Origin of the sequence: Streptomyces sp. NPDC053474 (assembly GCF_044544845.1) — a bacterium.
In the GTDB taxonomy this organism is placed as follows: domain Bacteria; phylum Actinomycetota; class Actinomycetes; order Streptomycetales; family Streptomycetaceae; genus Streptomyces.
This window is the reverse complement of record NZ_JBITXV010000001.1, coordinates 38,214-65,180: the sequence shown is the minus strand read 5'-3', so window position 1 is coordinate 65,180 and position 26,967 is coordinate 38,214. Positions and strand designations below refer to the sequence as shown.

The following is a 26,967-nucleotide window of genomic DNA, read 5'->3' as shown; positions in this document are numbered from 1 at the left end:
TTCCTGGCACTGGGCCGGGCTGAAAGTAGATCATGCGTTCGGATGCAAGATCAAAGTGACAAAGGGGAGGCCTGGCCTGGTTCCCTCGCCTGTTTGCCCTGCATTCGGCATCAGGATGTCGCGGGGTTAGATGGAGTTGGATGCCCTCGACGTGACCTATGGTGCTCAAGTCCGGGCTGGCAGCCTCAGCCACTGATCGCTGGCCCCAGTTGTCAGTGGCCGCCGCTAGCCTTTCCCACGTGCCTTCCCGCCTCACCCACCCCGACGAGCTCAAAGAGCTCCTCGGCATCCCGTTCACCCCGGAGCAGACGGCCTGCATCACCGCGCCGCCCGCCCCGCAGGTGATCGTGGCCGGAGCCGGGTCGGGCAAGACGACGGTGATGGCCGCGCGCGTGGTGTGGCTGGTCGGCACCGGCCAGGTCGCCCCCGAGCAGGTCCTCGGCCTGACGTTCACCAACAAGGCGGCGGGCGAGCTCGCCGACCGCGTCCGCCAGGCCCTCGTCAAGGCAGGCGTCACCGACCCGGACCCGGCCGACCCCGACGACGCCCCGGGCGAGCCGGTCATCTCCACGTACCACGCCTTCGCCGGGCGCCTACTGACCGACCACGGCCTGCGCATCGGCCTGGAACCCACCTCCCGGCTCCTCGCCGACGCCACCCGCTTCCAGCTCGCCGCGCGCGTGCTCCGCGAGGCCCCCGGCCCCTACCCGGCACTCACCCGCTCCTTCCCGGACCTCGTCAGCGACCTCCTCGCCCTCGACAGCGAGCTCTCCGAGCACCTCGTGGACCCCGCCCGGCTCCGCGCGTACGACACCGAGCTGCTGCGCACCCTGGCAGGCGCCAAGCTCACCAACGGCGACCTCCGCAAGGTCCCCGAAGCGGCGGCCGCCCGCACCGAGCTCACCGGCCTCGTCGAGCGCTACCGCGACGCCAAGCGCGCCCGCGACCTGCTCGACTTCGGCGACCAGATCGCCCACTCCGCGACGCTCGCCCGCACCCGCGCGGACGTCGGCGCGATCCTGCGCGACGAGTTCCGCGTCGTCCTGCTCGACGAGTACCAGGACACGTCCGTGGCCCAGCGCATCCTCCTCGCGGGCCTCTTCGGCGGCGGCACAGGACACCCCGTCACCGCGGTCGGCGACCCCTGCCAGGCGATCTACGGCTGGCGCGGCGCCTCCGTCGCCAACCTCGACGACTTCCCGCACCACTTCGCCCACGCCGACGGCCGCCCCGCCACCCGCCACGCGCTGAGCGAGAACCGCCGCAGCGGCGGCCGCCTCCTCGACCTCGCCAACGGCCTGGCCGCCCCGCTGCGCGCCCGCCACGCGGGCGTGGAGGCCCTGCGGCCCGCCCCCGGCGCCGAGCGCGAGGGCACCGTCCGGTGCGCGCTCCTGCGCACCCACGCCGAAGAGATCGACTGGATCGCCGACTCCCTCGCCCACCTCGTCCGCACCGGCACCGCCCCCGGCGAGATCGCCGTCCTGTGCCGCACGGCCACCGACTTCGCCGACATCCAGGGCGCCCTCGTCGCCCGCGACGTACCCGTGGAGGTCGTCGGCCTCTCCGGACTCCTGCACCTCCCCGAAGTCGCCGACCTCGTCGCGGTCTGCGAGGTCCTCCAGGACCCCGGCGCCAACGCCTCCCTGGTGCGGCTCCTCACCGGCCCCCGCTGGCGCATCGGCGCCCGCGACCTCGCCCTCCTCGGCCGCCGCGCCCGCCTCCTCGTCCGGCACGGCCACCCGGCACCCGGCGGACCCGACGACCCCGAAGCAGCCGACCGCCGCCTCGCCCAGGCCGTGGAAGGCGTCGACCCCTCCGAGGTGATATCGCTCGCCGACGCCCTCGACACCTTCCTGGAGTCGCCGATCGGCACCTCCGAAGACGACGGCCTGCCCTTCTCCGCGGAGGCGCGCGTACGGTTCGCCCACCTCGCCGCCGAGCTGCGCGACCTGCGCCGCTCCCTCGCCGACCCGCTGATGGACGTCCTGCACCGCGTCCTCGCCGTCACCGGCCTGGAAGTCGAGCTGTCCGCGTCCCCGCACGCCCTGGCCGCCCGCCGCCGCGAGACCCTGTCCAACTTCCTGGACGTCGCCGCGTCCTTCGCCGCCCACGACCCCGCGGCCTCCCTGCTCGCCTTCCTCGGCTTCCTGCGCACCGCCGCGCAGTACGAGAAGGGCCTCGACAACGCCCTGCCCGGCGGCGAGAACACCGTCAAGGTGCTCACCGCCCACAAGTCCAAGGGCCTGGAGTGGGACGTCGTCGCCGTCCCCGGCCTCGTCACCGGCACCTTCCCGAGCGCCCAGGGCCGCGAGAAGTGGACCGCGCAGGCCAAGGTCGTCCCGCACGCCCTGCGCGGCGACGCCGACACCCTGCCCGACGTCGACACCTGGGACGCCAAGGGCCTCAAGGCCTTCCACGCCGCCATGAAGGACCACCAGCACACCGAAGAGCTCCGCCTCGGCTACGTGACGTTCACGCGCCCCCGCAGCCTCCTCCTCGGCTCCGGCCACTGGTGGGGCCCCACCCAGAAGAAGCCGCGCGGCCCGTCCGCCTTCCTGACGGCGCTGTACGACCACTGCGCCGCCGGGCACGGCGAGATCGAAGCCTGGGCCGACGAGCCGGAAGACGGCGAGGAGAACCCCGCCCTGCGCGAGGCCGCCGCCGACCACGCCTGGCCGCTCCCGCTCGACCCCGCCTCCCTGACCCGCCGCCGCGCCGCCGCGGCCACCGTCCAGGCCCACCTGGACCGCCTCAGGACGGGCACGGCCCGCGACCACCAGGAGCCCCACCCGGCAGCGGACCCGGAATGGCCGCCGCCCCCGGAGGACGACGAGTTCTACGAAGAGGACGCGTTCCCCGGAGAGAACGGCGGGCCCTACGAAGGCGACGGCGGGCTCTACGAAGACAACGGTTTCGGCGAGACCCCGTACGACGACGGCGCCCCCCCGCCCGAGGCCGAGGACCCCTCCGACTGGGACTCCTGGAGCAGCGACCGCCCCACGCCCCCAGACCCCGTCGTCCCGCACGCGCGCGAGCCGCACGCCACCGGACCCGAGCACCCCCTCACCCCGGAGGAGCTCCGCACGCTCGCCTCCTGGGACCGCGACCTGGACGCCCTCGCCGACGAGCTCCTGCGCGCCCGCGAGGGCGTACGCGACGTGCCCCTGCCCGCCTCGCTCACCGCTTCCCAGGTGCTGCGCCTGGCCGCCGACCCCGACGGCCTCGCCCAGGAGCTCGCGCGGCCCATGCCCCGGCCCCCCCAGCCCGCGACCCGGCGGGGCACCCGCTTCCACGCCTGGGTGGAGGCCCGCTTCGAAGAGTTGCGCCTGCCCATGCTCGGCCCGGACGAACTGCCCGGCGGCGCCCCCGGAGAGGCCGACATCGCCGACGAACGCGACCTGGAGGCCCTCAAGGAGGCCTTCGAGCGCACCGAGTACGCCCACCGCACGCCCTACCGCGCCGAAGCCCCCGTCCAGCTCACCCTCGGCGGCCGCCTCATCCGCGGCCGCGTCGACGCCGTCTACAAGCAGGGCGACGGCGCCGACGCCACGTACGAGATCCTCGACTGGAAGACCAGCCGCACCCAGGACGCCGACCCGCTCCAGCTCGCCGTGTACCGCCTGGCCTGGGCCGAGCAGCACGGCGTCCCCCTGGAGTCCGTGACCGCCGCGTTCCTGTACGTCCGCAGCGGCGACGTCGTACGCCCGCGCCACCTGCCCGGCCGGGCCGAGCTGGAACGGCTCCTGCTCGGAGAGGACGAGAACGAGTACGAGAACGAGGACGGGGACGAGGGCCAGGCCGACCGTGAGGCCGCCGCCAAGGGCGGCGGCCCCAAGGCCGACCGGCCACCGGACAGGACCGCTCCCGTGGGCCGATAGGCTCGTGACCATGAGTAAGTCCGCCGACCAAGCTGACAGTGTCGTCAGCGCCGTACGCGAGTACGTCGACGACCACCGCGCCGCCTTCCTCGACGACCTCGCCGAGTGGCTGCGCATCCCGTCCGTGTCGGCGCAGCCCGAGCACGCCGACGACGTGCGCCGCAGCGCCGACTGGCTGACCGCCCGGCTGAAGGACACCGGCTTCCCGACCGCCGAGGTCTGGGAGACCGCCGGAGCCCCGGCCGTCTTCGCCGAATGGCCCTCCGGAGACCCGCAGGCACCCACCGTCCTCGTCTACGGCCACCACGACGTGCAGCCCGCAGCCCGCGAGGACGGCTGGGACACCGACCCCTTCGAGCCCGTCATCCGCGAAAACCGCCTCTACGCGCGCGGTGCCGCCGACGACAAGGGCCAGGTCTTCTTCCACACCCTCGGCGTACGCGCCCACCTCGCCGTCACCGGCCGCACCGCCCCCGCCGTGAACCTCAAGCTGATCGTCGAGGGCGAGGAGGAGTCCGGCTCCGCGCACTTCCGCGACCTGATCGAGCGCCACCGCGACCGCCTGGCCGCCGACGCCGTCGTCGTCTCCGACACCGGCATGTGGTCCAAGGACACCCCGACCGTCTGCACCGGCATGCGCGGCCTCGCCGACTGCGAGATCGAGCTGTACGGCCCCGACCAGGACATCCACTCCGGCTCCTTCGGCGGCGCCGTACCCAACCCGGCCACCGCCGCGGCCCGCCTCGTCGCCGCACTGCACGACGAGCACGCGCGCGTGGCTGTACCGGGCTTCTACGACGGCATCATCGAGCTCACCGACCGCGAACGGCAGCTCTTCGCCGCACTGCCCTTCGACGAGGCCGAGTGGCTGCGCACCGCCAAGTCACACGCCCCCCACGGAGAGGCGGGACACACCACCCTGGAGCGCGTCTGGGCCCGCCCCACCGCCGAGGTCAACGGCATCGGAGGCGGCTACCAGGGCGCGGGCGGCAAGACGATCATCCCGTCCAGCGCCCTGCTGAAGCTCTCCTTCCGCCTGGTCGCGGGCCAGGACCCCGACCACGTGGAAGAAGCCGTCCGCACCTGGGTCGCCGACCAGCTGCCCGCGGGCATCCGCCACACCATCACCTTCGGCGCCGCCACCCGCCCCTGCCTGACCCCGCTCGACCACCCCGCCCTGCGGTCCGTGGCCCGCGCCATGGGCCGCGCCTTCGAGCAGGAGATCCTCTTCACCCGCGAAGGCGGCTCAGGCCCCGCGGCCGACCTCCAGGACGTCCTCGGGGCACCCGTGCTCTTCCTCGGCATCTCCATACCCTCGGACGGCTGGCACGCGCCGAACGAGAAGGTCGAGCTCGACCTGCTCCTCAAGGGCGTCGAGACCACCGCCTACCTCTGGGGCGACCTCGCGGAGCACTGGCGCGATGCACACTGAGCACACCGAAGACACCTGCTCGCTGAACCACCCATTCCACCGGGGGAGTTGGAAGTACCAGTGACCACCTGGACCGACCGCGCCGCAGACCGCCCCGTCTCGCTCACCGCGCCGAGCGGCATCGACCGCGCGGCCCACCACCGCCTCGACGAGGCCTGGCTCGCCGCCGCGTGGAGCCACCCCTCGACACGCGTCTTCGTGGTCTCCGGCGGCCAGGTCCTCATCGACGAGACCCCCGACGGCCGCACCGAACTGGTGATGACCCCCAGCTTCGAAGCGCCCCTCACCGAAGCCCACCGCTACTTCCTGGGCACCGACGACGACGGCGTGAGCTACTTCGCCCTCCAGAAGGACACCCTGCCCGGCCGCATGGACGCCTCCGCACGCGCCGCCGGACTGCGCGAGGCGGGCCTGCTCCTGTCACCCCGCGACGCGGGCCTGATGGTGCACGCCGTCGCCCTGGAGAACTGGCAGCGCATGCACCGCTTCTGCTCCCGCTGCGGCGAGCGCACCGTCATCGCGGCCGCCGGCCACATCCGCCGCTGCCAGGCCTGCGGCGCCGAACACTACCCGCGCACCGACCCCGCCGTGATCATGCTCGTGACGGACGACAAGGACCGCGCCCTCCTCGGCCGCCAGGTCCACTGGCCAGAAGGCCGCTTCTCCACGCTCGCGGGCTTCGTGGAGCCCGGCGAGTCCATCGAGCAGTCCGTACGCCGCGAGGTCTGGGAAGAGGCGGGCGTCACCGTCGGCGACGTCGAGTACGTCACCAGCCAGCCCTGGCCGTTCCCGTCCAGCCTCATGCTCGGCTTCATGGCCCAGGCCACCTCCTCGGAGATCAACGTCGACGGCGAGGAGATCCACGAGGCCCGCTGGTTCTCCCGCGACGACCTGCGGGCCGCGTTCGAGTCCGGGGAGGTCCTGCCTCCCTACGGCATCTCGATCGCGGCCCGCCTGATCGAACTCTGGTACGGCGAGTCCCTGCCACGCCCCGGCGCGGCGGCCTGACCCGGCCCCTGGGGACCTAGGCGAGCTTCTGCTTCACCTGCGCCAGCGAGGGGTTCGTCAGCGTCGAGCCGTCCGGGAAGAGAACGGTGGGAACCGTCTGGTTCCCCCCGTTCGCCTTCTCGACGAACGCGGCGGACTCCGGGTCCTGCTCGATGTTGACCTCGGTGTACGCGATGCCCTCGCGGTCCATCTGGCTCTTCAGCCTGCGGCAGTAGCCGCACCAGGTGGTGCTGTACATCGTCACGGTGCCCGGCATGTCTTCGCGCTCCTTCACGGCTCGGGGTGCGTCATCGCACTTCGGGTGCGTCGTCGCACCCAGTCGAACGTACGCGAGCCCGCCGCCATTCCCACACCCACGCCCCTCCCGGCAGAGCGCACCCCCGCGTCTCCCTCGCCAGAGCCCGCACTCCGGCACCAGGAGAAAACCCCGGGACCAACGGGCACCAAGCCGCGCCCCCGGATCCCCCCGGATCAACCGACACCCGGACACGCCCCGGGTCAACCGACACTCAGACATGCCCCCGCATTAATACGACTGCGACCGCCACCCTGTGGATAACCCCGCTCACGCGCCCCACAGGAACTGGCAGCATTGAGGGGTGACAGCAGCAACGCACTCCACCCTCTTCCCGCGGGTCCCGGACTCGGCCGACGCGGTGCTCGACGGGCTCGACCCCGAGCAGCGCGAGGTCGCCACCGCCCTGCACGGGCCGGTCTGCGTGCTCGCCGGCGCGGGCACGGGCAAGACCCGCGCCATCACCCACCGCATCGCGTACGGAGTGCGCGCGGGCATCCTCCAGCCCGCCAGCGTGCTCGCCGTCACCTTCACCAACCGCGCCGCGGGCGAGATGCGCGGCCGACTGCGCCAGCTCGGCGCCCACGGCGTCCAGGCCCGCACCTTCCACTCCGCCGCCCTGCGCCAGCTCCAGTACTTCTGGCCCAAGGCCGTCGGCGGCTCCCTGCCCCGACTCGTGGAACGCAAGATCCAACTCGTCGCCGACGCCGCGGCCGCCTGCCGCATCCGCCTCGACCGCAACGAACTGCGGGACGCGACCGGCGAGATCGAATGGTCCAAGGTCACCCAGACCGTCCCCGCGGACTACGCCGCCGCGGCCGCCAGAGCGGGCCGCGAAACCCCCCGCGACCCCGCCGAGATCTCCCAGCTCTACGCGGCCTACGAAGACCTCAAGCGAGACCGCTCCGTCATCGACTTCGAAGACGTCCTGCTCCTGGCCGTCGGCATCCTCCAGGACCGCCACGACATCGCCGAACAGGTCCGCTCCCAGTACCAGCACTTCGTCGTCGACGAGTACCAGGACGTCAGCCCGCTCCAGCAGCGCCTCCTGGAGCTGTGGCTCGGCGAGCGCGACAGCCTCTGCGTCGTCGGCGACGCCAGCCAGACCATCTACTCCTTCACCGGCGCCACCCCCGACCACCTCCTCGACTTCCGCACCCGCCACCCCGGCGCGACCGTCGTCAAACTCGTCCGGGACTACCGCTCCACCCCCCAGGTCGTCCGCCTCGCCAACGGCCTCCTCGCCCAGGCCCGCGGCCGCGCCGCCGACCACCGCCTGGAACTCGTCTCCCAGCGCGAACCCGCCGCGGACCCCGTCTACACGGAGTACCCGGACGAACCCGCCGAAGCCGAAGGCGCCGCCCGCCGCATCCGCGCCCTCATGACCGACGGCGTCCCCGCCAGCGAGATCGCCATCCTGTTCCGCACGAACTCCCAGTCGGAGATCTACGAACAGGCCCTCGCCGACGCGGGCATCCCCTACCAGCTCCGCGGCGCCGAGCGCTTCTTCGAACGCACCGAGGTCCGCGAGGCGGGCGCGGCCCTGCGCGGCGCCGCCCGCTTCGGCGGCAACGACGCCCTCCTCGACGACGTCGTCGACCTGCCCTCCCAGGTCCGCGCCGTCCTCTCCACCAAGGGCTGGACCACCGAACCCCCCGCGGGCTCCGGCGCCGTCCGCGACCGCTGGGAGTCCCTGGCCGCCCTCGTGCGCCTCGCCGAGGACTTCGCCCGCGCCAACCCCGCCGCCACCCTCGCCGACCTCGTGGCCGAACTGGACGAGCGCGCCGCCGCCCAGCACGCCCCCACCGTCGAAGGCGTCACCCTCGCCTCCCTGCACGCCGCCAAGGGCCTGGAGTGGGACGCCGTGTTCCTGGTCGGCCTCGCCGAAGGCATGATGCCGATCACCTACGCCAAGACCGACGAACAGGTCGAGGAGGAGCGCCGCCTCCTCTACGTCGGCGTGACCCGCGCCCGGGCCCACCTCCACCTGTCCTGGGCGGTGTCCCGCTCCCCGGGCGGGCGCCCCAACCGCAGGGCCACCCGGTTCCTCGACGGACTGCGCCCCGGCTCGGGCGCGACCGCCGGGACGCGCGCGGCGGGCGGCACGGGCGGCATCGAGCGCGGCACGGGCGGCGGCACCGAACCCGGCGGCCCCCGAGCCCGCCGCCGCACCAGCCGCACCCCGGCCCGCTGCCGCGTCTGCGGCCGCACCCTCACCGACGCCGGTGAGATGAAACTCATGCGGTGCGAGGACTGCCCGTCCGACATGGACGAAGGACTCTACGAACGCCTGTGGGAGTGGCGCGCGGGGCACGCGCGACGCATCGGACAGCCCCCGTTCTGCCTCTTCACGGACAAAACCTTGATCGCCATCGCCGAGTCCGTGCCCGAGGAGGAGGGCGAGCTCGCCCGCATCCCCGGCGTCGGCCAGCGCAAGGTACGCACCTACGGAGCCGACGTCCTGGCCATTTGCGCAGGTCAGGAGGTTGCCGACGGTGGCGAGGCGAACTGATTCAAACTCGTCGAAAAAATAGTTTGCGCATGCGCCAGCAATCCCCATAGGTTCTTAACACGGAAACGGCGGGCTTCTCCGGAGCCCCGGTTCCGTGCTGTACTTGTCAGTCCGAAGGATCGGCCCCGGCCGATCCCCTAGACGCCGAGAGGAGGCGAATCCAGTGATCAGCATCAACGAGAGCTTCATCAGCACCGCCAAAATGACCGATCGCTCGGTCGTCGCCTCCTGCCTGCTCGGCTTCTCGCACCAGAGCACCGGTCTGTCCGTCGGCAACGCCGCCGTTCGTCCGGCTGCCTCCCTGCCTGCCATGGGTCTCCAGATCCGTGAAGGCAATGAGCGACCGACCCAGGCACCGGAAGCAGCAGTAGCGGCGGCACAGGCGCAGGCCTATGCCTTCGCGGCGGCCGGTGCCGGATTCCGGAAGCAGACGACGCAGCACCACACGATGTGGGCCTTCCGTGGGCTCGAACCCTGGAGTGATCCAGTCTGATCTCGATCAGACCGGCGCCTTCAGGGCCGCGGAACCCCACCCGGGATCCGCGGCCCTTCTGTTTTCCCCAAAACAGGGAGACAGACCGAAGGGGCCACAGCAAGACCCGGTACCAGCCGCCAACCGGCCGACCCCGGCCGGAACGACCAGACGAGGAAGAACACCCGTGCAACTCGAAGCGCACGCCCCGTCCGTACCGCCTTCAGACACGCTCCCCCCGCCCGCACCCACGGAGGACCCGACCTTGACTCCCCTCACCGCGCTCACCGCGCTCGACGACGCCATCGAGAACCTCGGCGTACCCGTCCCCTGCCGCGCCTACGACCCCGAGGTCTTCTTCGCGGAGTCCCCGGCCGACGTCGAGTACGCCAAGTCGCTCTGCCGCACCTGCCCGCTGATGGAGGCCTGCCTCGCCGGCGCCAAGGAGCGGCGTGAGCCGTGGGGTGTCTGGGGCGGTGAGCTGTTCGTCCAGGGCGTCGTCGTAGCCCGCAAGCGCCCGCGTGGCCGTCCGCGGAAGAACCCGGTAGTGGCATGAGTACCGCCGGAACGATCGATCGCCCCCTGACGCACGACCCGAAGAAGCAGGCCCCGATGAAGGCACCCGCGAGTGAGCCCACCGGCTCCGCGACCCCAGACTTCACCCCCACCGGCGCGACCCGCTCGCGCCAGAACAGGACCCGAGAGATGCAACTCATCCCAGAAGCCATGGCCCGTGCGCATATGCACGAGCGACTGCGTGAGGCCGAGCAGCAACGCCCGGCCGTCCGCCTGATCGCGGCCCGCCGCATGCAGCGCCGCGCCGAGCGCGCCTCGCTGCGCGCCCGCCGCGCGCTCGCCATGGCGGTCATGCAGTAGATCCGCCGCCACACGGCAACCGGAAGCTCCGGCGAGCTTCCCGGCGAACCCAGCGGGGGCCGGTCCGAACGGACCGGCCCCCGCGGTGCGTTGTGCCCGCCGATCACCCGGCGACGGCGATAAGGTCGCCGAGTGGACCAGCAGCCTTCTCAACCTGCGGACACCGAGAACCTCGTGTGCTCCCGCTGCGGCACGGTCGCCGACGGCCGGCCCCCCACCTGGACCTGCTCCGTGGAGAACGGCATCCGCCACTACTTCTGCGACACCTGCGCGCGGGAGAACATTCGGGCCATTGAGGGGAGACTCGACTCGGCCTGGTGGTGACCGACGCCTCGGGGGGGGGCTTCCCCCTCCCCCCCGCCCCCTCCCCACCCCCGCGTCAGGTCATGCCTCAGCCGCCGCGTCGTCCAGCTCCTGGCCGCCGCTCGGGTCGTGCTGCTCCTCCTGTTCCGCCGGTTCGTCGTCCGGCAGGAATCCGGGGACCCACTCCTCCAGCTCGTCCCGCATGCGTACGGTCGCGCCCAGCTGGCACAGGACGCCGATGGTGCTGAGCGTCACGCGGTGTATCAGCAGGTACGACGGCGGGAGGTTCAGCTGTTTGCCCAACTGGTGGGCGGGGGAGCGGGGATCGGCCACGCGTGTCGCCTGGCTGCGCATCCAGCCGCGGGTGAAGGTGAACTCGTCCGCGAGGGCGGGTTCGATGATCGGCAGCAGATAGTCGAGGACCGCTTCCGGCTCCAGGTCGACGGAGTCCTTGACGAAGCCTTCTTCGCACAGCATCTCGTAGACCGCGTCGGCCTGCCCCTCGACCGTCATCCGCAGGGAGCGGCCGATCGTCGGGGGCAGTCCGCCGGGCAGCCGGTCCACTGTGCCGAAGTCCAGGACGCCGAGCCGCCATTCGCCCTTCTCGCCCGGCAGCAGGCGGAAGTTCCCGGGGTGCGGGTCGGCGTGCAGCAGGCCGGTGCGGGCCGGTCCTGAGAACAGGAAGCGGGCGAGGAGCTGGCCCGCCCGGTCCCGCTCCTCCTGCGAGCCGTCGGTGATCACGTCGGCCAGCGGCACGCCGTCGATCCACTCCGTCACCAGGACCTGCTCACTCTGGTGGACCACGTCGGGCACGACCACGTCAGGGTCGTCCGCGAACTCCTCGGCGTGGGCGCGCTGGGCCTGTGCCTCCAGGTCGTAGTCCAGCTCCTCGGAGACGCGGTCGCGCAGCTCCGCGATGAGGGGCTTGATGTCCATGCCGGGGATCAGCGGGCCAAGGACCCGGGCGAAGCGGCCCAGTTGGTTCAGGTCCGAGAGCAGTGCTTCGCCCGCTCCCGGGTACTGGACCTTCACCGCGACGTCGCGGCCGTCCGCCCATACGGCCCGGTGCACCTGGCCGATCGAGGCGGCCGCGGCGGGCTTGTCCTCGAACTCCAGGAACAGCTCCCGCCAGTCCTCGCCGAGCCGCTCCGCGAGCACGGTGTGCACGGTGCGGGTCGGCATCGGCGGCGCGGCTTCCTGGAGTTTGGTCAGGGCCGCGCGGTAGGGACCGGCGACCTCCTCCGGCAGGGCCGATTCGAAGACGGACATGGCCTGCCCGAACTTCATCGCCCCGCCCTTCAGCTCGCCGAGCACCTTGAACAGCTGCTCCGCCGTGCGTTGTTGCAGCTCACGGCCCACGATTTCCGCCGACTTGCCGCCGATTCTCTTGCCGAGCCCCCAGGTCGCGCGGCCCGCGAAGCCGAGCGGCAGCGCGGCCAGTTTGGCGGTACGGGTAACCGCCTTCCGGGGAAGATCAGACATGCGCCCCTCCAAGTCCCAGACAGCCGCGCCCTCTCAGGCGGTGACACCGGTCATTGTCCCGTGTGGCTCTCGATCCACGGCGGTGTCCTCCCTCTTAACGCGCTCACTCGCCCCACACGGGCAAGTAGCGTGCGCCGGTACGCGCTGGGCGCGCCAGGCGTAGCGCGGTGCCGCCGTCAGCCAGCGGACTCCCGTGAGGGAGGGTGCCGCGCCGTCCAGGAAGGCCAGTGCGTGTGCCGCCGCGAGGCCAGCCACGGTGGTGGACAGGGCCAGGTCGCAGGCGGGCACCTGGCGCCGGTGTCCCGAGTGCCACTGTGCCAGCATGCGTGGCCAGGCGGGGTCGCGATCCGTCTCGGTCAGGGCGAGGCAGCCCGCGCAGGCGCTCACACCCGGCAGCACCAGGGGGCCGACCACGCCCGTGCCCTCGATCACGCCCGCGTACAGGTGCGGGGTTCCGGCGGCGAGCAGTGGTTCTGCTCCGGACGGAGCCGGGGCGTAGGCGTCGAGGCCGTCGCGCGGGGTGAGCAGGACCAGGGACAGAGGGTGCTCGCTGTCGGCTCTGTCCTCGGGGTGCCGTGGCGGGCGGCCCGGCGCGGCTTGGCGTGCGGCCCGGCGGGCCGCCGCGTCCCTGCGCTGGCCGACGGAGTCGGCGGGCAGCCCGCCGGGAGCGATGTCCCAGGGTTCGACGCACCCTCCGTCCCGCGCGTCCACCTGGCCGACCCCCGCGCCGGACAGGACCGACGCCAAGACCGCGCCCACGCGGCCGGTGCCCTGCACGCGTACGCGGGTGGCCCGCCGGGCGGCCAGTTTGCGGATGGCGTCGTGGGGGCGGGGGGTGACGGCCGACAGGGCGGCCAGGTCCGGGCGCAGCCGGTCCATGGTGTCCGGGCGGGCGCGCAGGGCTTCGGCTGCCGGGCCGCCGCCCGTGGCGTCGTCGAGCAGACCGGCGTGGTCCAGGCGCTGGAGCAGCGCGTCCACGTGTCCGTCCGGCAGGCCCATTCTCGTGGCTTCCGCGCGCAGCAGGGGCAGGCCCCGAGTGCCGTCGAGGAGCGTGAGGAAGCTGCCTGTCGCGGTGTCCACGGGGCCGAGAACGCGGGCGTGGGCGGGTGTCACCCCGAACTGGACGGTGTTGAGATCGCGCCAGCCGCGTCGTAGCGCGGGCTTGAGGATCGGATGCATGTGTTCCCCCCGTGTCATGCCGAGCCGAGTGGTGCCGAGCCGAGCCGAGTCGTGCCGTGTGGTGTCGTCGTGCGTCTGGTGTTTCGTAGTTCGTCTTAGTTCGTCTTAGTTCGTCGTAATGCGTCGTAATGCGTCGTGCGGCGCCGTGCCGTGTGGACGAGTCGTGTGGCGAGACGTTGCCGTTCGACGGTCAGCATGCCCGTCCGGGCCGGGGCGTGCTCGGGGTTGTCCACAGGCGGTGAGTGCTTGTCGTACTAATCGAGCTAATCGAGCGCACGGGGAGGGGATCGATACCGAACCGTCCCGGAGGCGGGACTTCCCGCTTGTCGAACGGGTAACGTCAAGGCGTGCCCGTCGACCCACTGCACCGCGGAAGTCCACAGCGCAGCGCGACCAGCCCGCCGTCGTCCGGCCCGGCGGCGACCGCGGTCGAGGTGCGGCGGAGCGCCCGCCGACGCAGAACGGTCTCGGCGTACCGCGAGGGGGACCGCACGGTCGTCCTCATCCCCGCCCGGATGTCCGAGGCGGAGGAGCAGCGTTGGGTGACCGTCATGCTGGACAAACTGGCCGCGCAGGAGAGCAAGCGGGTCCTCGGCGACAGTGAGCTCGCCGAGCGGGCGCGGCGGCTCTCGGAGCAGTTCTTCGACGGCAGGGCGCGTCCCACGTCCGTGCGCTGGGTGACGAATCAGAACACCCGGTGGGGCTCGTGCACGCCCTCGGAGGGCAGCATCCGCCTGTCGCACCGGTTGCAGGGCATGCCCGAGTACGTGGTCGACTACGTCCTGGTCCACGAGCTCGCGCATTTGCTGGTTCCGGGGCACGGGCCGCGTTTCTGGCAGCTCCTGGAGGCCTATCCGCGCACGGAGCGCGCCCGCGGCTACCTCGAAGGAGTGGCGGCCGCGGACCGGCTGCCGCACCTGCCCGCCGCCCGGGAGGAGTGACCGGCGCCTCGGCGCGGCAGGGCGGGCGGGGCACCCCGCGGTGGTTGTGTACCGGGTCTGTACCGGCTTCGTCCGCTGTCGGACTTTGCGGTTAGCCTGGCGCGACGCATTCACCATCGGGATGGGGGACGGTCGTTACGTATGCCCAGGGAATTCCAACGCGGCCATAAGGCCAAGATCAGTGACCTCACCGCGGGGACCGACCTGTACGTCGGCGTGCACATCGCTGCCCCCGGGCTGACGTTCGACATCAGCTGCTTCGGCCTCGACGCGGACGAGCGGCTGTCCGACGACCGCTACTTCATCTTCTTCAACCAGCCGAAGTCCCCGGAGGAGTCGCTGCAGCTCCTGGGCGCGCAGGCCGGTGACAACGAGTCCTTCCGCGTCACCCTCGACCGGATCCCGCCGCAGATCCAGAAGCTGTCGTTCACTGCTGCGATCGATGGTGCCGGGCAGATGTCCCAGCTCACCTCCGGCTACATCCGGATCGTGGCGGGCGGCGAAGAGGTGGCCCGGTACGCCTTCGACGGCTCGGAGTTCTCCACCGAGCGGGCGCTGATGCTCGGCGACTTCTATCTGAAGGACGTGTGGCGGTTCGCCGCGATCGGGCAGGGCTTCGACGGCGGCCTGGACGCGCTGCTGCGGAACTTCGGCGGCGAGGTCGCCGAGGAGGAGCCCGCGGCGTCCGAGCCGCAGGCCCCGGCCCAGGTGCCCGGTTTCGCACCGCCCGGTGGCGCCACGCCGCCGCCTGCCTTCGCGGCTCCGGCCCCGGCGGCCCCCGCCCCGGCGGCTCCGACCCCCGCCCCGGCCCCCGCGCCCGCCCCGGCGCCCGTGCCGCACACCCCGCCCCCGGCGAACGCGACGCCCCCGCCCGCGCAGGTCCCGCCCGCGCCGGTCCCGCCCGCACCGTCGATGCACTCCGCGCAGACCATCGTGGCCCCGCTGGGCCAGCCGGGCGCCCCGGTGCCGCCCCCGGCCCCCGCGCCGTACGGCCAGCAGCCCGGCTACGGCCAGCAGCCCTCGGCACCCCTGCCGCCCGGCTACGGCCAGCCGTCCGCGCCGCCGCCCCCGGGGTACGGCCAGCCCGCCGCGCCTGTGCCGCCCGGCTACGGCCAGCAGCCTCCGGCGCCGGTGCCCGGCCAGGCCCCGCCGCCCTTCGCGCAGGGTGTCCCGGCAGCGGCCCCGCAGGGCGCCGGTGTGGCCGCCGCCCTGCAGAAGTACCGCGAGGCGGGCACGGGCCAGCGCTGGACGCAGCAGAACGAGAAGCTGGTCCGCATCGACCTGAACGTCGGCGGCCAGCCCGTGCTCGCCCGGCAGGGCAGCATGGTGCTCTACCAGGGCAAGGTCGAGTTCAGCTACAAGGGCGCGGGCTTCGCGGGCCGCGTCGTGGGCAACGCCACCGGCCAGGAGATGCAGCTGATGCGCTGTACGGGCCGCGGCCAGGTCTTCCTCGCCGAAGAGGGCACCCATCTGCACCCCATCGAGCTCCAGGGGGACGCCATCTGCGTCTCCGCGGAGAACGTCCTCGCCTTCGACGAGTCCCTCCAGCACGAGGTGCGCCGCATCGAGGGCCACGGCATCCCCGGGGGCGCGCTGTTCGTCATGCAGTTCCAGGGGAGCGGCACCGTCGTCGTGAAGACGCACGGCATGCCCGTCGTGCTGCCGGTGACCCCGACCACCTTCGCTGACTGCCACGCCGTCGTCGCCTGGTCGGCCGCCGCACAGGCGATCGTGTCCAGCCAGGTCAGGCTGCGGGCGAACGCCTCCGCGGGCGCCACGGGGGAGAGCGTGAACCTCCAGTTCCGCGGCGCGCCCGGCAACTTCATCGTCGTCCAGCCGTACGAGGTCTGAGGGAGCCCGTCATGAACCAGCACCAGCTCGCGGGCTTCGCCCCGGCCCCGGTGGCCGCCCGCATGGAGAACCACGGCCACCACATGCTCAAGGTGGCCATGCAGACCGGAAACGACCTCTTCGCGCGCGTGGGGTCGATGGTCGCCTACGAAGGGTTCGTGCAGTACGAGCCGAACCCGCCCGCCGTCCGCCAGATCGCCCGCGACTGGATCACCGGCGAGGGCGCGCCCCTGATGAAGTGCTCCGGAGACGGCCTGCTGTACCTCGCCGACTACGGGGCGGACGTCGTCGTCATCAACCTGGCGGGTGACTCGCTCTCGGTCAACGGCACCAACCTCCTCGCCTTCGACGCGAGCCTCCAGTGGGGCGTCGAGCGGGTCAAGGGCCTCGCGAAGTTCGCGGGCCAGGGCCTGTGGAACATCAAGGTCTCCGGGCAGGGCTGGGTGGCGCTGACCTCGCGCGGCACGCCCATCGTCGTCGAGTGCGGCCGCGGCGAGGACGAGACGTACGTGGACCCCGACGCCCTGATCGCCTGGTCGCCGAACCTGAAGGTGAAGGGCAAGCGCAGCTTCAAGGCCGGTTCCCTGATCGGGCGCGGCAGCGGCGAGGCCTACCAGATGGGCTTCTCCGGGGAGGGCATCGTCGTCGTACAGCCCAGTGAGGACAGCACCGACCGCCTCCGGATCCGGAGCTGAGGGGGAGCACCACCATGCAGAGCTCGCTTTTCGCGCACTCCGAGCAGCAGTCCCAGGAGCGCTACACCGTCCAGAACCCGCAGCTGCTGCGCGTCGCCCTGGAGGGCCACGACGACGTGCTCGCCCGCAAGGGCGCCATGGTCGCCTACCAGGGGCTCATCGAGTTCGACGCCGAGTTCCAGTCCGGCGGGCAGCGGCGGGCCCGGGCGCACACGGGCGAGGGCCTGGACCTGATGCGCTGCCACGGCCAGGGCACCGTCTACTTCGCGAACCTCGCCCAGTACATCCACGTCGTGGACGTGGAGCAGGACGGCCTGACGGTGGACAGCTCCTACGTCCTCGCCATGGACTCCTCGCTGTCCCACCAGGTGATCGCGGTGGACAGCCAGTACGGGATCTCCGGCTCCGGCAAGTACCAGCTGAACATCACCGGGCGCGGCAAGGTCGCCCTGATGACCTCCGGGCAGCCGCTGATGCTCCAGGTCACCCCCGACCGGTACGTCAACGCCGACGCGGACGCGATCGTCGCCTGGTCCAGCGGGCTGCGGGTGCAGATGCAGGCGCAGACGCATTCCTCGGGCGTGTGGCGGCGCCGCGGCAACACCGGCGAGGGCTGGGAGCTCAGCTTCATGGGGCAGGGCTACGCGCTCGTGCAGCCCAGCGAGCTGCTGCCGCCGCAGCACGCCCAGATCGGCCAGGGGGCACGCGCCCAGTTCGGCATGGGCCAGCAGGGCGCCCGGGGGCAGAACCAGAGCAACGTCTGGAACTGAGCCCGGCCCCTCTGGGCTCCGACGCCTATGGGTAAGGGGCGGTCGCCATGGCGACCGCCCCTTACCCATGCCGCCTCTTTAGGAGGCCGTCACACCGACAGGCGCTCCCGCGTGGCCTCCACGAGCCGGACGACGGACGTGTCGGCCACGTCCGCCACCTCGTCGTACGCGAACCAGCGCAGGTCCAGGGACTCGTCGCTGATCGCCTCCACCGCGCCGGGCGGCGCGAGGGCGGCGTACTGCACGTCCAGGTGCTGCGTGCAGGGGCCCGGGATCGGATGGCGGTCCAGGCGCACCGGGCCGCCCGGCAGCAGGCTCAGGCCCTGGACTCCGGACTCCTCGGTGGCCTCGCGCAGCGCCGCCTCGGCGAGGGTGCGGTCGTCCGGCTCGCAGTGGCCGCCCATCTGGAGCCACATGCCCAGCTTCTTGTGCAGCGTGAGCAGCACGCGCCCGCGGGCCGGGTCGACGACCAGCGCGCTGGCCGTCACATGGCCGTCCGTGCAGGCCTTCCACATGCCGTCGTCCGGGTGGGCCGACAGATGGTCTACGTAGTACTGCCGCAGGTCTTCCTGGTGCTCGTACGCCTTCAGGACGAGCACCGCGTCGTCGTACAGAGTCACTTGCCGTCGTCGTCCTTGTCCTCGGGGGACTCGGGGGAGCCGCCCTCGGCGGAGTCGTCGCCCTTCGTGAGGTCCGGCTTGCCGGCGGCGCCGCCGTGCGCGGCCTCGCCGAGCATCTTGTCCAGCTCGGAGAAGTCCAGCTGCTCGCGGTGCACGAAGCCGTCCGGGTCGTCCAGGTCGGACGCCGTCGGGAGCATGTCCGGGTGCGCCCACAGGCCGTCGCGGCCGTCGACACCGCGCGCGTCCGTGAGCGAGGCCCACAGGCGCGAGGCGTCCCGCAGGCGGCGCGGGCGCAGCTCCAGGCCGATGAGCGTCGCGAACGTCTGCTCGGCGGGCCCGCCGGTGGCACGGCGGCGGCGCAGCGTCTCACGCAGCGCGTCGGCCGACGACAGGCGCGGCTTGGCCGCCGCGTGCACGACCGCGTCCACCCAGCCCTCCACGAGCGCCAGGGCCGTCTCCAGGCGGGCCAGGGCGGCCTTCTGCTCGGGGGAGTCCTCGGGCTGGAACATGCCCTGCTGGAGGGCTTCCTGAAGCTGCTCAGGGTTCTGCGGGTCGAACTGGCCGACGACGTCTTCCAGCTTGCTCGTGTCGACCTTGATCCCGCGGGCGTAGCCCTCGACGGCGCCGAACAGGTGCGAGCGCAGCCACGGCACGTGCGCGAAGAGCCGCTGGTGGGCGGCCTCGCGCAGGGCCAGATACAGCCGCACCTCGTCCATGGGGACGCTGAGGTCCTTGCCGAACGCGGTCACGTTCACCGGCAGGAGGGCCGCGCGGCCCGCCGGGCCGAGGGGCAGGCCGACGTCCGTGGAGCCCACGACCTCGCCCGCGAGGACACCCACGGCCTGGCCGATCTGCTGGCCGAACATGGCGCCGCCCATGGAGCGCATCATGCCGATCAGCGGGCCCGCCATGGCCTGCATCTCCTCGGGCAGGACGTCGCCCATGGCCACGCCGACGCGCTCGGCGACGGGGTCGACGAGCTCCTTCCACGCCGGCAGGGTCGCCTCGACCCACTCGGCGCGGCTCCAGGCCACGGCGGTGCCGGAGCCGGACGGCAGGGAGGTGGCGTCGTCCAGCCAGAGGTCGGCCAGGCGCACGGCCTCCTCGACGGCGGTCCGCTCGGCGGGCCCGACGCTGGCGTCCTTGGTGCCGTCCGCCGTGCCCTGGGCGACGGTCTGGCGGGCGATGTCCTTGGCCATGTCCCAGTTCACGGGACCGCCCTCGTACGACAGCATCTGGCCGAGCTGCTGGAAGGCGGCGCCCAGGTCGCTGGGGTTCATGGAACCGAACATCGCGGCGAACGGGTTGTCCCCGCCGGGGCCGCCCAGACCGGGCACACCGAAGCCGAACGGGTTCCCGGGGCCACCGGAACCCTGTCCCCCTCCGGGGGTGTCCTTCTTCTTGCCCTCGTCGCCGTCCTCCGGCTCCTCCGGCGGAAGGCCGAATCCGAATGGGGTGTCACTCACGGGTTTCCTCGGCTCGTAAGGCCACCGGATGGGTCCGGCGGCGGCTGCCCGACAACACCACCCAGCGTAGACACCGTGACGGGATCGGGCCTCGGTGCTTCGCCGCCTCGGGGGCTGCGGCAGGATGGATGCCACCTGGTACGTACGCGTCATTCGCATACGTACTGAAGACAACCGCTGGAGACGCCCGGTGAGTTCCCCAGATCCGCAGGTTCGCGCAGCGCGAAACCCTTCGACCCCGGCCCCCGTACGCGGGCCTGTCGTCGCCGTGACCGGCGCCGCGGCGGGCGTCGGCGCGCTGCTGACCGAGCGCCTGGCAGAGTCCGACGAGATCAAGCAGGTCGTGGCCATCGACGAGCGGCGCGGCGAGTGCGCGGCGGCCCAGTGGCACATCCTGGACGTCCGCGACCCAGCGATCGCCGAGAAACTGCGCGGCGTGGACGTCGTCGTGCACCTCGCGCTCGACCTCGACCTGGAGACCGACGGGGCGGCCCGTACCGCGTACAACGTACGGGGTACGCAGACCGTTCTGACGGCGGCCGCCGCCGCGGGGGTGCACCGGGTCGTCCTGTGCACCTCGGCGATGGTCTACGGAGCGCTCGCCGAGAACGAACTGCCCCTCTCCGAAGACGCCGAATTGCGGGCCACCGCGGAGGCCACCGGCGTCGGCGACCTCCTGGAGATCGAGCGCCTCGCCCGGCGCGCGCCCCGGGCCCACCCCGGTCTGAACGTCACCGTGGTGCGGCCCGCCGTGCTCGTCGGCGGCACCGACACCGCGCTGACCCGGTACTTCGAGTCGCCCCGGCTGCTCGTCGTCGCCGGGTCCCGGCCCGCGTGGCAGTTCTGCCACGTCGAGGACCTGTGCAGCGCCCTGGAGTACGCCGTCCTGGAGAAGGTCGAGGGCGAGCTGGCCGTCGGCTGCGACGGGTGGCTGGAGCAGGAGGAGGTCGAGGAGCTCAGCGGGATCCGGCGCATGGAGCTGCCGTCCGCCGTCGCCCTCGGGGCGGCCGCGCGGCTGCACCGCATCGGGCTGACGCCGTCCCCGGCGGGGGACCTCGCGTACACGATGTACCCCTGGGTCGTCAGCGGCAGTCGGCTGCACGACGCGGGGTGGCGGCCGCAGTGGACCAACGAGGAGGTCCTCGCGGAGCTCCTTGAGGAGGTCGCGGGGCGGCGGACCGTGGCGGGGCGGCGGCTCGGGCGCAAGGACGCGACGGCGGCGGGGGCCGCGGGGGCCACCGTGGCCCTGCTGGGTACCGCCGCCCTGGTGCGGCGGGCCCGGAAGGCGCGGCGACGGCTCTGAGGGCCCTCCTGGGGCCCTGAGCCCCCTCCAAAGGGCCCTTCCTAGGGGCCTGTGCCGGGTCGTAGGGAAGGCCAAGTGGCGGGTGGGGGGCCTGGGGGATAGCGCTATTCCGTCGGGTCCGTCGGGTGCGGCACCATGGCCCCATGGCACGTACTCCGATCGATCACCCGGGTGAGCAGGCCGCCGACGAGCCGATCCGGCTGCTGGCCGTCCGGGACACTCCGCTGTCGCTGGACGAGGTCTTCCGGGCCGTCGGTGACGACGCCGCGGGCGGCACGGCCCTGTTCGTCGGGACGGTGCGCAACCACGACGGGGGCGCCGACGTGGACGCGCTCGCGTACTCCAGTCACCCCACCGCCGAGGCCGAGCTGCGGCGGGTGGCGGAGAAGGTCGTCGCGGACTTCCCCGTGCGCGCCCTGGCCGCCGTGCACCGCGTCGGCGCCCTCACCGTCGGTGACCTCGCGGTCGTCGTCGCCGTCTCCTGCCCGCACCGGGCCGAGGCCTTCGCGGCCTGCCGCAAGCTGATCGACGACCTCAAGCACGAGGTGCCCATCTGGAAGCACCAGACGTTCTCCGACGGCCAGGAGGAGTGGGTCGGCGCCTGCTAGCGCCTGTCCGATGAGTCGGCCCGCGCACGAGGACTCCGCGGGTGGCGCGTCCGCGGAACTCCGGTTGCGTAACCGGACCCCTGCCGTGAGCGTTGTCGGAGCGGCGGGTTAATCTGCTGATCAGTCAGTTGTGGTCGCTCATGGGGTCGGGAGGTCGACATGGCATCACTTGCCTGGTTGCTCATTCCACTTCTGGCGGCGGTCGGCGCTGGTCTGTGGGCCCTTTTGGCCCATCGCAACCGCGAGAGCGGGAAGACCGGCGACATCAGCGAGCTGAACGGCTACGCGGCGTTCCGCAAGGCGATGGAGAAGACCCACTCGGGTACCGACGCCGTCTGATCCGCGGTCCCCGCGACGCCCGGGGGACCGCCCAGCGGCCTGCCCGCCCGGACGGACCGGCCCCGGGGGTGCCCTCACAGGACTGTCCCGTACTGTCGTTCCATGCCACGCCGCACGGCGACGCTGCTCGCCTCCACCCTGATGCTCATCGCGCTGCTCTGCGCGGGAGTGCTCATCAAAGTGCCGTACTCGGAGATGTCCCCCGGGCCGACGGTGAACACCCTGGGTGACCACGACGGCGAGCCGGTACTCCAGATCTCAGGCCGCAAGACGTACCCGACGACCGGGCACCTGAACATGACGACGGTCCGGGTCACCAGCGCCGACTACAAGATGAACCTCGCCGAGGCCGTCTACGGCTGGCTCTCGCACGACAACATCGTCGTGCCCCACGAGACGCTGTACCCGGACGGCAAGACCGAGCAGGAGTCGACCCGGGAGAACGCCGAGGAGTTCAGCCAGTCCCAGGAGAGCGCGAAGGTCGCCGCCCTCAAGGAGCTGGACATCCCGGTGAAGTCCCAGGTGGTCGTGGGCAGCGTCTTCAAGGACAGCCCGGCCGAGGGCCGGCTGCACGCGGGCGACGTCATCAAGAGCGTGGACGGCACGGCCGTGAAGAAGACCACGGACGTCGCGAAGCTCGTCACCCGGCACAAGCCCGGTGAGGCCGTCACGTTCACGGTCGTACCGGTCAAGGAGGCGGCCGCCGCCGAGAAGGCGGGCAAGGCGCCGACCAAGACCGAGGACATCAAGATCACCACGGATAAGTCCGACGACGAGGGCAAGGCCCGGGCGATCGTCGGCATCCAGGCCGGGACCGACCACACCTTCCCGTTCACCATCGACATCAAGCTCGCCGACGTGGGCGGGCCCAGCGCGGGCCTGATGTTCGCGCTCGGGATCGTCGACAAGATCACGCCCGGTGACCTCACGGGCGGCAAGTTCGTCGCGGGCACCGGCACGATCGACGACGACGGCAAGGTCGGCCCGATCGGCGGCATCGAGATGAAGACCGTGGGCGCGCGCGACAAGGGCGCGGAGTACTTCCTCACGCCCAAGGACAACTGCGCGAGTGCCGCGAAGGACGTCCCCGACGGGCTCACGCTGGTCAAGGTCGACACCATCGGCGACGCGGTGAAGTCCCTCGACAAGATCCGCAAGGGAGACACCGCAGGCCTGCCGCAGTGCACCAAGGGCTGAGCCCTCGGAAACGGCCGCGGCCGGGGCGGTCGGCCCCGGCCCCGGCCACGTACCCGGTCAGATGCTGTGGAGCGCCCGCGGAGCGGCTACTCCGCGAACGTGGCGGACAGCGCGTCCGCGAGGCCCGGCACCAGGTCGGAGCCGGTCAGGACCTCCGTGGCGGAGTCCTTCTCGCGCAGCCGCAGGGCCGAGTCGCGCGCGCCGTCGCGCAGTACCGCGACCGTCATGCGGACCTCCTGGCGCTCGGGGTGCTTGGCCACCCACGCGGCGAGCTGCTTCTCGCTCAGCTGCTGCGGAACGGACGCCTCCGCGGACGGCGGGAGCATCAGGCGCTCCACGGTGAGGGCGCAGCCCGCGACGGAGTCGGGCCAGGCGATGGTGCCGAGGAACTCGTCGAGCGCGGCTCCGGCGGGCAGCTCCTCCTGCTCGATGGGGGTGAGCGGCGCGGCCGAGCCGTCGTCGGGGAGGCCGAGGCGGTCGGCGAGGCCGGGCTCCTGGGTGCGCAGTCGCGCGGTGTCCACCAGGGCGAAGAGACGGGCGGGCTGATCCCAGCCGAGGCTCGCGACGTACTCGTCGATTTCGAGCACGGCGCGGGTGAGCGGGCTCGCGGCCATCGGAGGGCCGGAGGGGGAAACGTTGGGCATGCCCAATATCCTGCCTGGTTCAGACCCCGGAACGGGAACTGAGTAAAGCGTCGGTAAGTTGCATCAGTGGGCTCTACGATCGCGGGGCCCGATTCAGCCACTGCTACAGCTACAGCGAACTTCGAGGTGCGCACCTTGGCTTTCCAGATGCCGGACCGCGGCGGAGGCCCGACGGGGCCACGGATCAGAGTGGGCCGACCGTCCCGTCGTGTCCGGACCCTGCTTTTGACGCTCGGCGTCCTGGCCGTGCTGGCCATGGCGTTCGTCATGTTCGCGGGGTTCTGGACGGACTGGCTCTGGTTCCGCTCGGTCGGCTACTCATCGGTCTTCACGACGACCCTGTCGACCAAGATCGGCCTGTTCTTCGTCTTCGGCCTCCTCATGGCGGCCGCGGTCGGGGTGAACATCTGGCTGGCGCACCGGCTGCGCCCGCCGCTGAGCGCCATGTCGATGGAGCAGCAGAGCCTCGACCGGTACCGCATGGCGATCGCGCCGTTCAAGAAGTGGCTCCTCATCGGGATCACCGCGCTCGTCGGCCTCATCGCGGGCGCCTCCGCCGCGGGCCAGTGGCGCACCTGGCTGATGTGGGTCAACGGCGTGCCGTTCGGCCAGAAGGACCCCCAGTTCCACCTGGACGTCTCCTTCTTCGCCTTCGACCTGCCCTGGTACCGCTTCCTGCTGGGCTTCGGCTTCGCGGCCACGGTCCTCTCGGTGATCGCCGCCGCCCTGACGCACTACCTGTACGGCGGCCTGCGCATCACCAGCCCCGGCGGCCGGGCCACGGCCGCGGCGACCGGGCACCTCTCGGTGCTGATCGGCATCTTCGTGGCCCTCAAGGCCGTCGCGTACTGGCTCGACCGGTACGGCCTCGCGGTGAAGTCCAGTGACTTCAAGGCGACCGACAACTGGACGGGCCTCAGGTACGTAGACGCCAACGCCTATCTGCCGGCGAAGACGATCCTGTTCTGCATCGCCGTCATCTGCGCGCTGCTGTTCTTCGCCACGCTGTGGCGGCGCACCTGGCAGCTGCCGGTCATCGGCTTCGGCCTGATGGTGCTCTCCGCGATCCTGATCGGCGGCCTGTACCCGGCCATCGTCCAGAAGTTCCAGGTCCAGCCGAACGAGCAGGCGAAGGAAGCCCCGTACGTCGAGAAGAACCTGGAAGCGACGCGCGAGGCGTACGACATCGGCGGCACCGATGTGAAGAAGTACCTGGGCGTGAGCACCACCAAGGACACCTCCAAGCTGCGCACCGCCGCGACCGACGCCGCCAGCTTCCGCCTGCTCGACCCGAACATCGTCTCGCCGACCTTCCAGCAGCTCCAGCAGATGAAGGCCTACTACGGCTTCCCGTCGAACCTGGACGTCGACCGCTACAAGGACAAGGACGGCAAGGAGCAGGACACCGTCATCGGCCTGCGCGAGCTGGACCTGAACGGCGTCCAGAAGAACAACTGGATCAACGACCACTTCCGCTACACCCACGGCTACGGCGTTGTCGCGGCCAAGGGCACGGAGGCGAAGGGGTCGGGCGAGCCGGTCTTCACCGAGTCCGACCTGCCCTCCAAGGGCAGCCTGCCGCGGTACCAGCAGCGCATCTACTACGGCGAGAAGACCACCCAGTACTCGATCGTCGGCGGTCCGCAGAAGGAGATCGACTACTCGGACGACAGCGGCGAGAAGACGACCAGCTACCAGGGCAAGAGCGGCGTCAACCTCTCCAATCCGCTGAACAGGGCCGCGTACGCGGTGTCGTTCGGCGAGCCCCAGATGCTGTACTCGGGCGCGATCGGCGAGGGCTCGCGGATCCTGTACAACCGCACGCCCAAGGAGCGCGTCGAGGCGGTGGCCCCCTGGCTGACGATCGACGGCGACGCCTACCCGGCGGTGGTCGACGGCAAGATCCAGTGGATCGTCGACGCCTACACGACGACGAACGGCTATCCGTACGCGTCGCGCACCACGCTCGGCGACACCACGGCCGACTCCCTGACGGCGCGGAACAACCAGCGCCAGGTGGTCGCCCAGCAAAACCAGGTCAACTACATCCGCAACTCGGTGAAGGCGACCGTCGACGCGTACAGCGGTGACGTCAAGTTGTACGAGTGGGACACCAAGGACCCCATTCTGAAGACGTGGCGCAAGGCGTTCCCGGACACCGTCAAGGACAAGAGCGAGATCTCGCCGGCCCTGATGGACCACCTGCGCTACCCGCAGGACCTGTTCAAGGTCCAGCGCGAGCTGCTCACCCGCTACCACGTGAAGGACGCCGACACGTTCCTCAGCGGCAGCGAGGTGTGGGAGGTCCCGAGCGACCCGACGAACCAGACGTCCAGCGCCGTCCCGCCGTACTACCTGAGCATGAAGATGCCCGGCGGCAAGAAGCAGGACTTCTCGCTGACGACGACCTTCGTGCCCAACAAGCGGAACAACCTGAGCGCCTTCATGGCGGTCAACGCGGACGCGGGCTCACCGGACTACGGCAAGATGCAGATCTTGAAGATGCCGACCGACAGAACGGTCGACGGTCCGAAGCTCGTCCAGAGTCAGTTCAACTCCGACAAGGACATCGCGGAGCAGATCAGACTCCTCAAGGGCGGCGACTCCGAAGTCGACTACGGCAATCTCCTTACCGTGCCCCTGGACGGCGGCCTGCTCTACGTGGAGCCGGTCTACGTCAAGGGCGGTGGGCTCAAGTACCCCCTCCTGAAGCGCGTCCTCGTCACCTACGGAGACAAGATCGCCTTCGAGAGCACCCTGGACAAGGCGCTCAACGTGGTCTTCGGAACCGAAGGGGCGACTCCCGTCGAGCCACCGGACAAACCGGGCAGCGGTGACAAGGAGAAGCCCGACAAGGAGAAGCCGCCGACGTCGGACAACCCCGACCTCCAGAAGGCCATCGACGACGCCCAGAAGGCGATCGACGAAGGCAAGGAGGCCCTCAAGGACGACGACTGGGAGGCCTACGGCAAGGCCCAGGCCAAGCTCCAGGAGGCCCTGGAGCGCGCCGAGGACGCCCAGTCCGACCAGCCGAAGAAGGGCGACAAGGGCGGGAAGAACGACAAGGGCGGGGGCGACGGCGGATAGCCGCTCACC

At 71.6% G+C, this 26,967-nt stretch carries 23 protein-coding genes; 17 read left to right on the top strand and 6 right to left on the bottom strand.

Annotation, left to right across the window (positions count from 1 at the left end; translation table 11 throughout):
• Positions 1–239: 239 nt before the first annotated feature.
• Genes ACIG3E_RS00295 through nudC form a run of 3 tightly spaced genes read left to right on the top strand, consistent with a single transcriptional unit; the run spans position 240 to position 6,318 of the window.
• Positions 240–3,878: a UvrD-helicase domain-containing protein gene (locus ACIG3E_RS00295; protein ID WP_399609454.1), complete on the top strand. Its 3,639-nt coding sequence runs from the start codon at positions 240–242 to the stop codon at positions 3,876–3,878.
• A 10-nt stretch (positions 3,879–3,888) separates the two neighbouring features.
• Positions 3,889–5,310 carry a dipeptidase gene (locus ACIG3E_RS00290; protein ID WP_399609452.1) on the top strand — a complete coding sequence of 474 codons (1,422 nt, stop codon included), beginning with the start codon at positions 3,889–3,891 and terminating at the stop codon, positions 5,308–5,310.
• 60 nt (positions 5,311–5,370) lie between these two features.
• On the top strand, positions 5,371–6,318 hold the full coding sequence (gene nudC, locus ACIG3E_RS00285; protein WP_399609450.1) for an NAD(+) diphosphatase: 948 nt from the start codon (positions 5,371–5,373) through the stop codon (positions 6,316–6,318).
• 16 nt (positions 6,319–6,334) lie between these two features.
• Here nudC and ACIG3E_RS00280 read toward each other — a convergent pair whose 3' ends face one another.
• Positions 6,335–6,574, bottom strand: coding sequence for a mycoredoxin (locus tag ACIG3E_RS00280; protein ID WP_399609448.1), 240 nt, complete (start codon positions 6,572–6,574; stop codon positions 6,335–6,337).
• Between the two features lie 343 nt (positions 6,575–6,917).
• Between ACIG3E_RS00280 and ACIG3E_RS00275 the strand changes: the two genes are divergently transcribed.
• The 5 genes from ACIG3E_RS00275 (at position 6,918) to ACIG3E_RS00255 (ending at position 10,797) form a co-directional block, all read left to right on the top strand.
• Positions 6,918–9,125 carry an ATP-dependent DNA helicase UvrD2 gene (locus tag ACIG3E_RS00275; RefSeq protein ID WP_399609446.1) on the top strand — a complete coding sequence of 736 codons (2,208 nt, stop codon included), beginning with the start codon at positions 6,918–6,920 and terminating at the stop codon, positions 9,123–9,125.
• Between the two features lie 163 nt (positions 9,126–9,288).
• Complete coding sequence (locus ACIG3E_RS00270; RefSeq protein ID WP_399609444.1) at positions 9,289–9,618, top strand: hypothetical protein; 330 nt, start codon at positions 9,289–9,291, stop codon at positions 9,616–9,618.
• Between the two features lie 166 nt (positions 9,619–9,784).
• Complete coding sequence (locus tag ACIG3E_RS00265) at positions 9,785–10,153, top strand: WhiB family transcriptional regulator (protein WP_030359819.1); 369 nt, start codon at positions 9,785–9,787, stop codon at positions 10,151–10,153.
• Positions 10,150–10,473, top strand: a complete 324-nt coding sequence (locus ACIG3E_RS00260) for a hypothetical protein (RefSeq protein WP_242722557.1) — start codon at positions 10,150–10,152, stop codon at positions 10,471–10,473. Before ACIG3E_RS00265 ends, ACIG3E_RS00260 begins: the two co-directional genes overlap by 4 nt.
• A gap of 132 nt (positions 10,474–10,605) precedes the next feature.
• The gene (locus tag ACIG3E_RS00255) at positions 10,606–10,797 is read left to right on the top strand and encodes a hypothetical protein (protein ID WP_399609441.1); all 192 of its coding nucleotides are present in this window, start codon (positions 10,606–10,608) and stop codon (positions 10,795–10,797) included.
• Between the two features lie 60 nt (positions 10,798–10,857).
• On the opposite strand, the gene ACIG3E_RS00250 is transcribed toward ACIG3E_RS00255, so the two are convergent.
• Positions 10,858–12,258, bottom strand: a complete 1,401-nt coding sequence (locus ACIG3E_RS00250) for an ABC1 kinase family protein (protein WP_399609440.1) — start codon at positions 12,256–12,258, stop codon at positions 10,858–10,860.
• Between the two features lie 33 nt (positions 12,259–12,291).
• Positions 12,292–13,437 (bottom strand): ThiF family adenylyltransferase, encoded by a 1,146-nt coding sequence (locus ACIG3E_RS00245; RefSeq protein ID WP_399609438.1) that lies wholly within the window; start codon positions 13,435–13,437, stop codon positions 12,292–12,294.
• A gap of 347 nt (positions 13,438–13,784) precedes the next feature.
• Between ACIG3E_RS00245 and ACIG3E_RS00240 the strand changes: the two genes are divergently transcribed.
• The 4 genes from ACIG3E_RS00240 to ACIG3E_RS00225 all read left to right on the top strand — a co-directional run bounded on the left by ACIG3E_RS00240 (position 13,785) and on the right by ACIG3E_RS00225 (position 17,694).
• The gene (locus ACIG3E_RS00240; RefSeq protein WP_399609436.1) at positions 13,785–14,378 is read left to right on the top strand and encodes a M48 family metallopeptidase; all 594 of its coding nucleotides are present in this window, start codon (positions 13,785–13,787) and stop codon (positions 14,376–14,378) included.
• 141 nt (positions 14,379–14,519) lie between these two features.
• Positions 14,520–16,229, top strand: coding sequence for a TerD family protein (locus ACIG3E_RS00235; protein WP_399609434.1), 1,710 nt, complete (start codon positions 14,520–14,522; stop codon positions 16,227–16,229).
• Between the two features lie 11 nt (positions 16,230–16,240).
• Positions 16,241–16,924: an AIM24 family protein gene (locus ACIG3E_RS00230; RefSeq protein WP_399609432.1), complete on the top strand. Its 684-nt coding sequence runs from the start codon at positions 16,241–16,243 to the stop codon at positions 16,922–16,924.
• Between the two features lie 14 nt (positions 16,925–16,938).
• Entirely contained in the window at positions 16,939–17,694 is a 756-nt protein-coding gene (locus ACIG3E_RS00225) for an AIM24 family protein (RefSeq protein WP_138961678.1), read from the top strand.
• 89 nt (positions 17,695–17,783) lie between these two features.
• Here ACIG3E_RS00225 and ACIG3E_RS00220 read toward each other — a convergent pair whose 3' ends face one another.
• Together ACIG3E_RS00220 and ACIG3E_RS00215 are read right to left on the bottom strand one after the other, a co-directional pair.
• Positions 17,784–18,314, bottom strand: a complete 531-nt coding sequence (locus ACIG3E_RS00220) for an NUDIX hydrolase (RefSeq protein WP_399609429.1) — start codon at positions 18,312–18,314, stop codon at positions 17,784–17,786.
• Positions 18,311–19,780, bottom strand: a complete 1,470-nt coding sequence (locus ACIG3E_RS00215) for a zinc-dependent metalloprotease (RefSeq protein WP_399609427.1) — start codon at positions 19,778–19,780, stop codon at positions 18,311–18,313. Before ACIG3E_RS00215 ends, ACIG3E_RS00220 begins: the two co-directional genes overlap by 4 nt.
• Before the next feature lie 190 nt (positions 19,781–19,970).
• Between ACIG3E_RS00215 and ACIG3E_RS00210 the strand changes: the two genes are divergently transcribed.
• The 4 genes from ACIG3E_RS00210 (at position 19,971) to ACIG3E_RS00195 (ending at position 23,227) form a co-directional block, all read left to right on the top strand.
• The gene (locus ACIG3E_RS00210; RefSeq protein ID WP_172386510.1) at positions 19,971–21,083 is read left to right on the top strand and encodes an SDR family oxidoreductase; all 1,113 of its coding nucleotides are present in this window, start codon (positions 19,971–19,973) and stop codon (positions 21,081–21,083) included.
• Between the two features lie 143 nt (positions 21,084–21,226).
• Positions 21,227–21,691 carry a molybdenum cofactor biosynthesis protein MoaE gene (locus ACIG3E_RS00205; protein ID WP_242722593.1) on the top strand — a complete coding sequence of 155 codons (465 nt, stop codon included), beginning with the start codon at positions 21,227–21,229 and terminating at the stop codon, positions 21,689–21,691.
• 159 nt (positions 21,692–21,850) lie between these two features.
• Positions 21,851–22,030 (top strand): hypothetical protein, encoded by a 180-nt coding sequence (locus ACIG3E_RS00200; protein ID WP_030683279.1) that lies wholly within the window; start codon positions 21,851–21,853, stop codon positions 22,028–22,030.
• 102 nt (positions 22,031–22,132) lie between these two features.
• Positions 22,133–23,227 (top strand): PDZ domain-containing protein, encoded by a 1,095-nt coding sequence (locus tag ACIG3E_RS00195; protein WP_399609425.1) that lies wholly within the window; start codon positions 22,133–22,135, stop codon positions 23,225–23,227.
• An 86-nt stretch (positions 23,228–23,313) separates the two neighbouring features.
• Here the strand turns inward: ACIG3E_RS00195 and ACIG3E_RS00190 are convergent, their stop codons facing one another.
• The gene (locus ACIG3E_RS00190; protein ID WP_399609423.1) at positions 23,314–23,871 is read right to left on the bottom strand and encodes a PPA1309 family protein; all 558 of its coding nucleotides are present in this window, start codon (positions 23,869–23,871) and stop codon (positions 23,314–23,316) included.
• A gap of 126 nt (positions 23,872–23,997) precedes the next feature.
• Between ACIG3E_RS00190 and ACIG3E_RS00185 the strand changes: the two genes are divergently transcribed.
• Positions 23,998–26,958 carry a UPF0182 family protein gene (locus ACIG3E_RS00185; protein WP_399609421.1) on the top strand — a complete coding sequence of 987 codons (2,961 nt, stop codon included), beginning with the start codon at positions 23,998–24,000 and terminating at the stop codon, positions 26,956–26,958.
• Positions 26,959–26,967 lie beyond the last annotated feature (9 nt).

Excerpts from the sequence above, each read along its gene's own strand:
- ACIG3E_RS00290 (WP_399609452.1), top strand. The coding sequence starts at position 3,889 with ATGAGTAAGTCCGCCGACCAAGCTGACAGTGTCGTCAGCGCCGTACGC.
- ACIG3E_RS00280 (WP_399609448.1), bottom strand. The coding sequence starts at position 6,574 with ATGCCGGGCACCGTGACGATGTACAGCACCACCTGGTGCGGCTACTGC.
- ACIG3E_RS00260 (WP_242722557.1), top strand. The coding sequence starts at position 10,150 with ATGAGTACCGCCGGAACGATCGATCGCCCCCTGACGCACGACCCGAAG.
- ACIG3E_RS00250 (WP_399609440.1), bottom strand. The coding sequence starts at position 12,258 with ATGTCTGATCTTCCCCGGAAGGCGGTTACCCGTACCGCCAAACTGGCC.
- ACIG3E_RS00245 (WP_399609438.1), bottom strand. The coding sequence starts at position 13,437 with ATGCATCCGATCCTCAAGCCCGCGCTACGACGCGGCTGGCGCGATCTC.
- ACIG3E_RS00235 (WP_399609434.1), top strand. The coding sequence starts at position 14,520 with ATGCCCAGGGAATTCCAACGCGGCCATAAGGCCAAGATCAGTGACCTC.
- ACIG3E_RS00230 (WP_399609432.1), top strand. The coding sequence starts at position 16,241 with ATGAACCAGCACCAGCTCGCGGGCTTCGCCCCGGCCCCGGTGGCCGCC.
- ACIG3E_RS00225 (WP_138961678.1), top strand. The coding sequence starts at position 16,939 with ATGCAGAGCTCGCTTTTCGCGCACTCCGAGCAGCAGTCCCAGGAGCGC.
- ACIG3E_RS00205 (WP_242722593.1), top strand. The coding sequence starts at position 21,227 with ATGGCACGTACTCCGATCGATCACCCGGGTGAGCAGGCCGCCGACGAG.
- ACIG3E_RS00200 (WP_030683279.1), top strand. The coding sequence starts at position 21,851 with ATGGCATCACTTGCCTGGTTGCTCATTCCACTTCTGGCGGCGGTCGGC.
- ACIG3E_RS00195 (WP_399609425.1), top strand. The coding sequence starts at position 22,133 with ATGCCACGCCGCACGGCGACGCTGCTCGCCTCCACCCTGATGCTCATC.
- ACIG3E_RS00190 (WP_399609423.1), bottom strand. The coding sequence starts at position 23,871 with ATGCCCAACGTTTCCCCCTCCGGCCCTCCGATGGCCGCGAGCCCGCTC.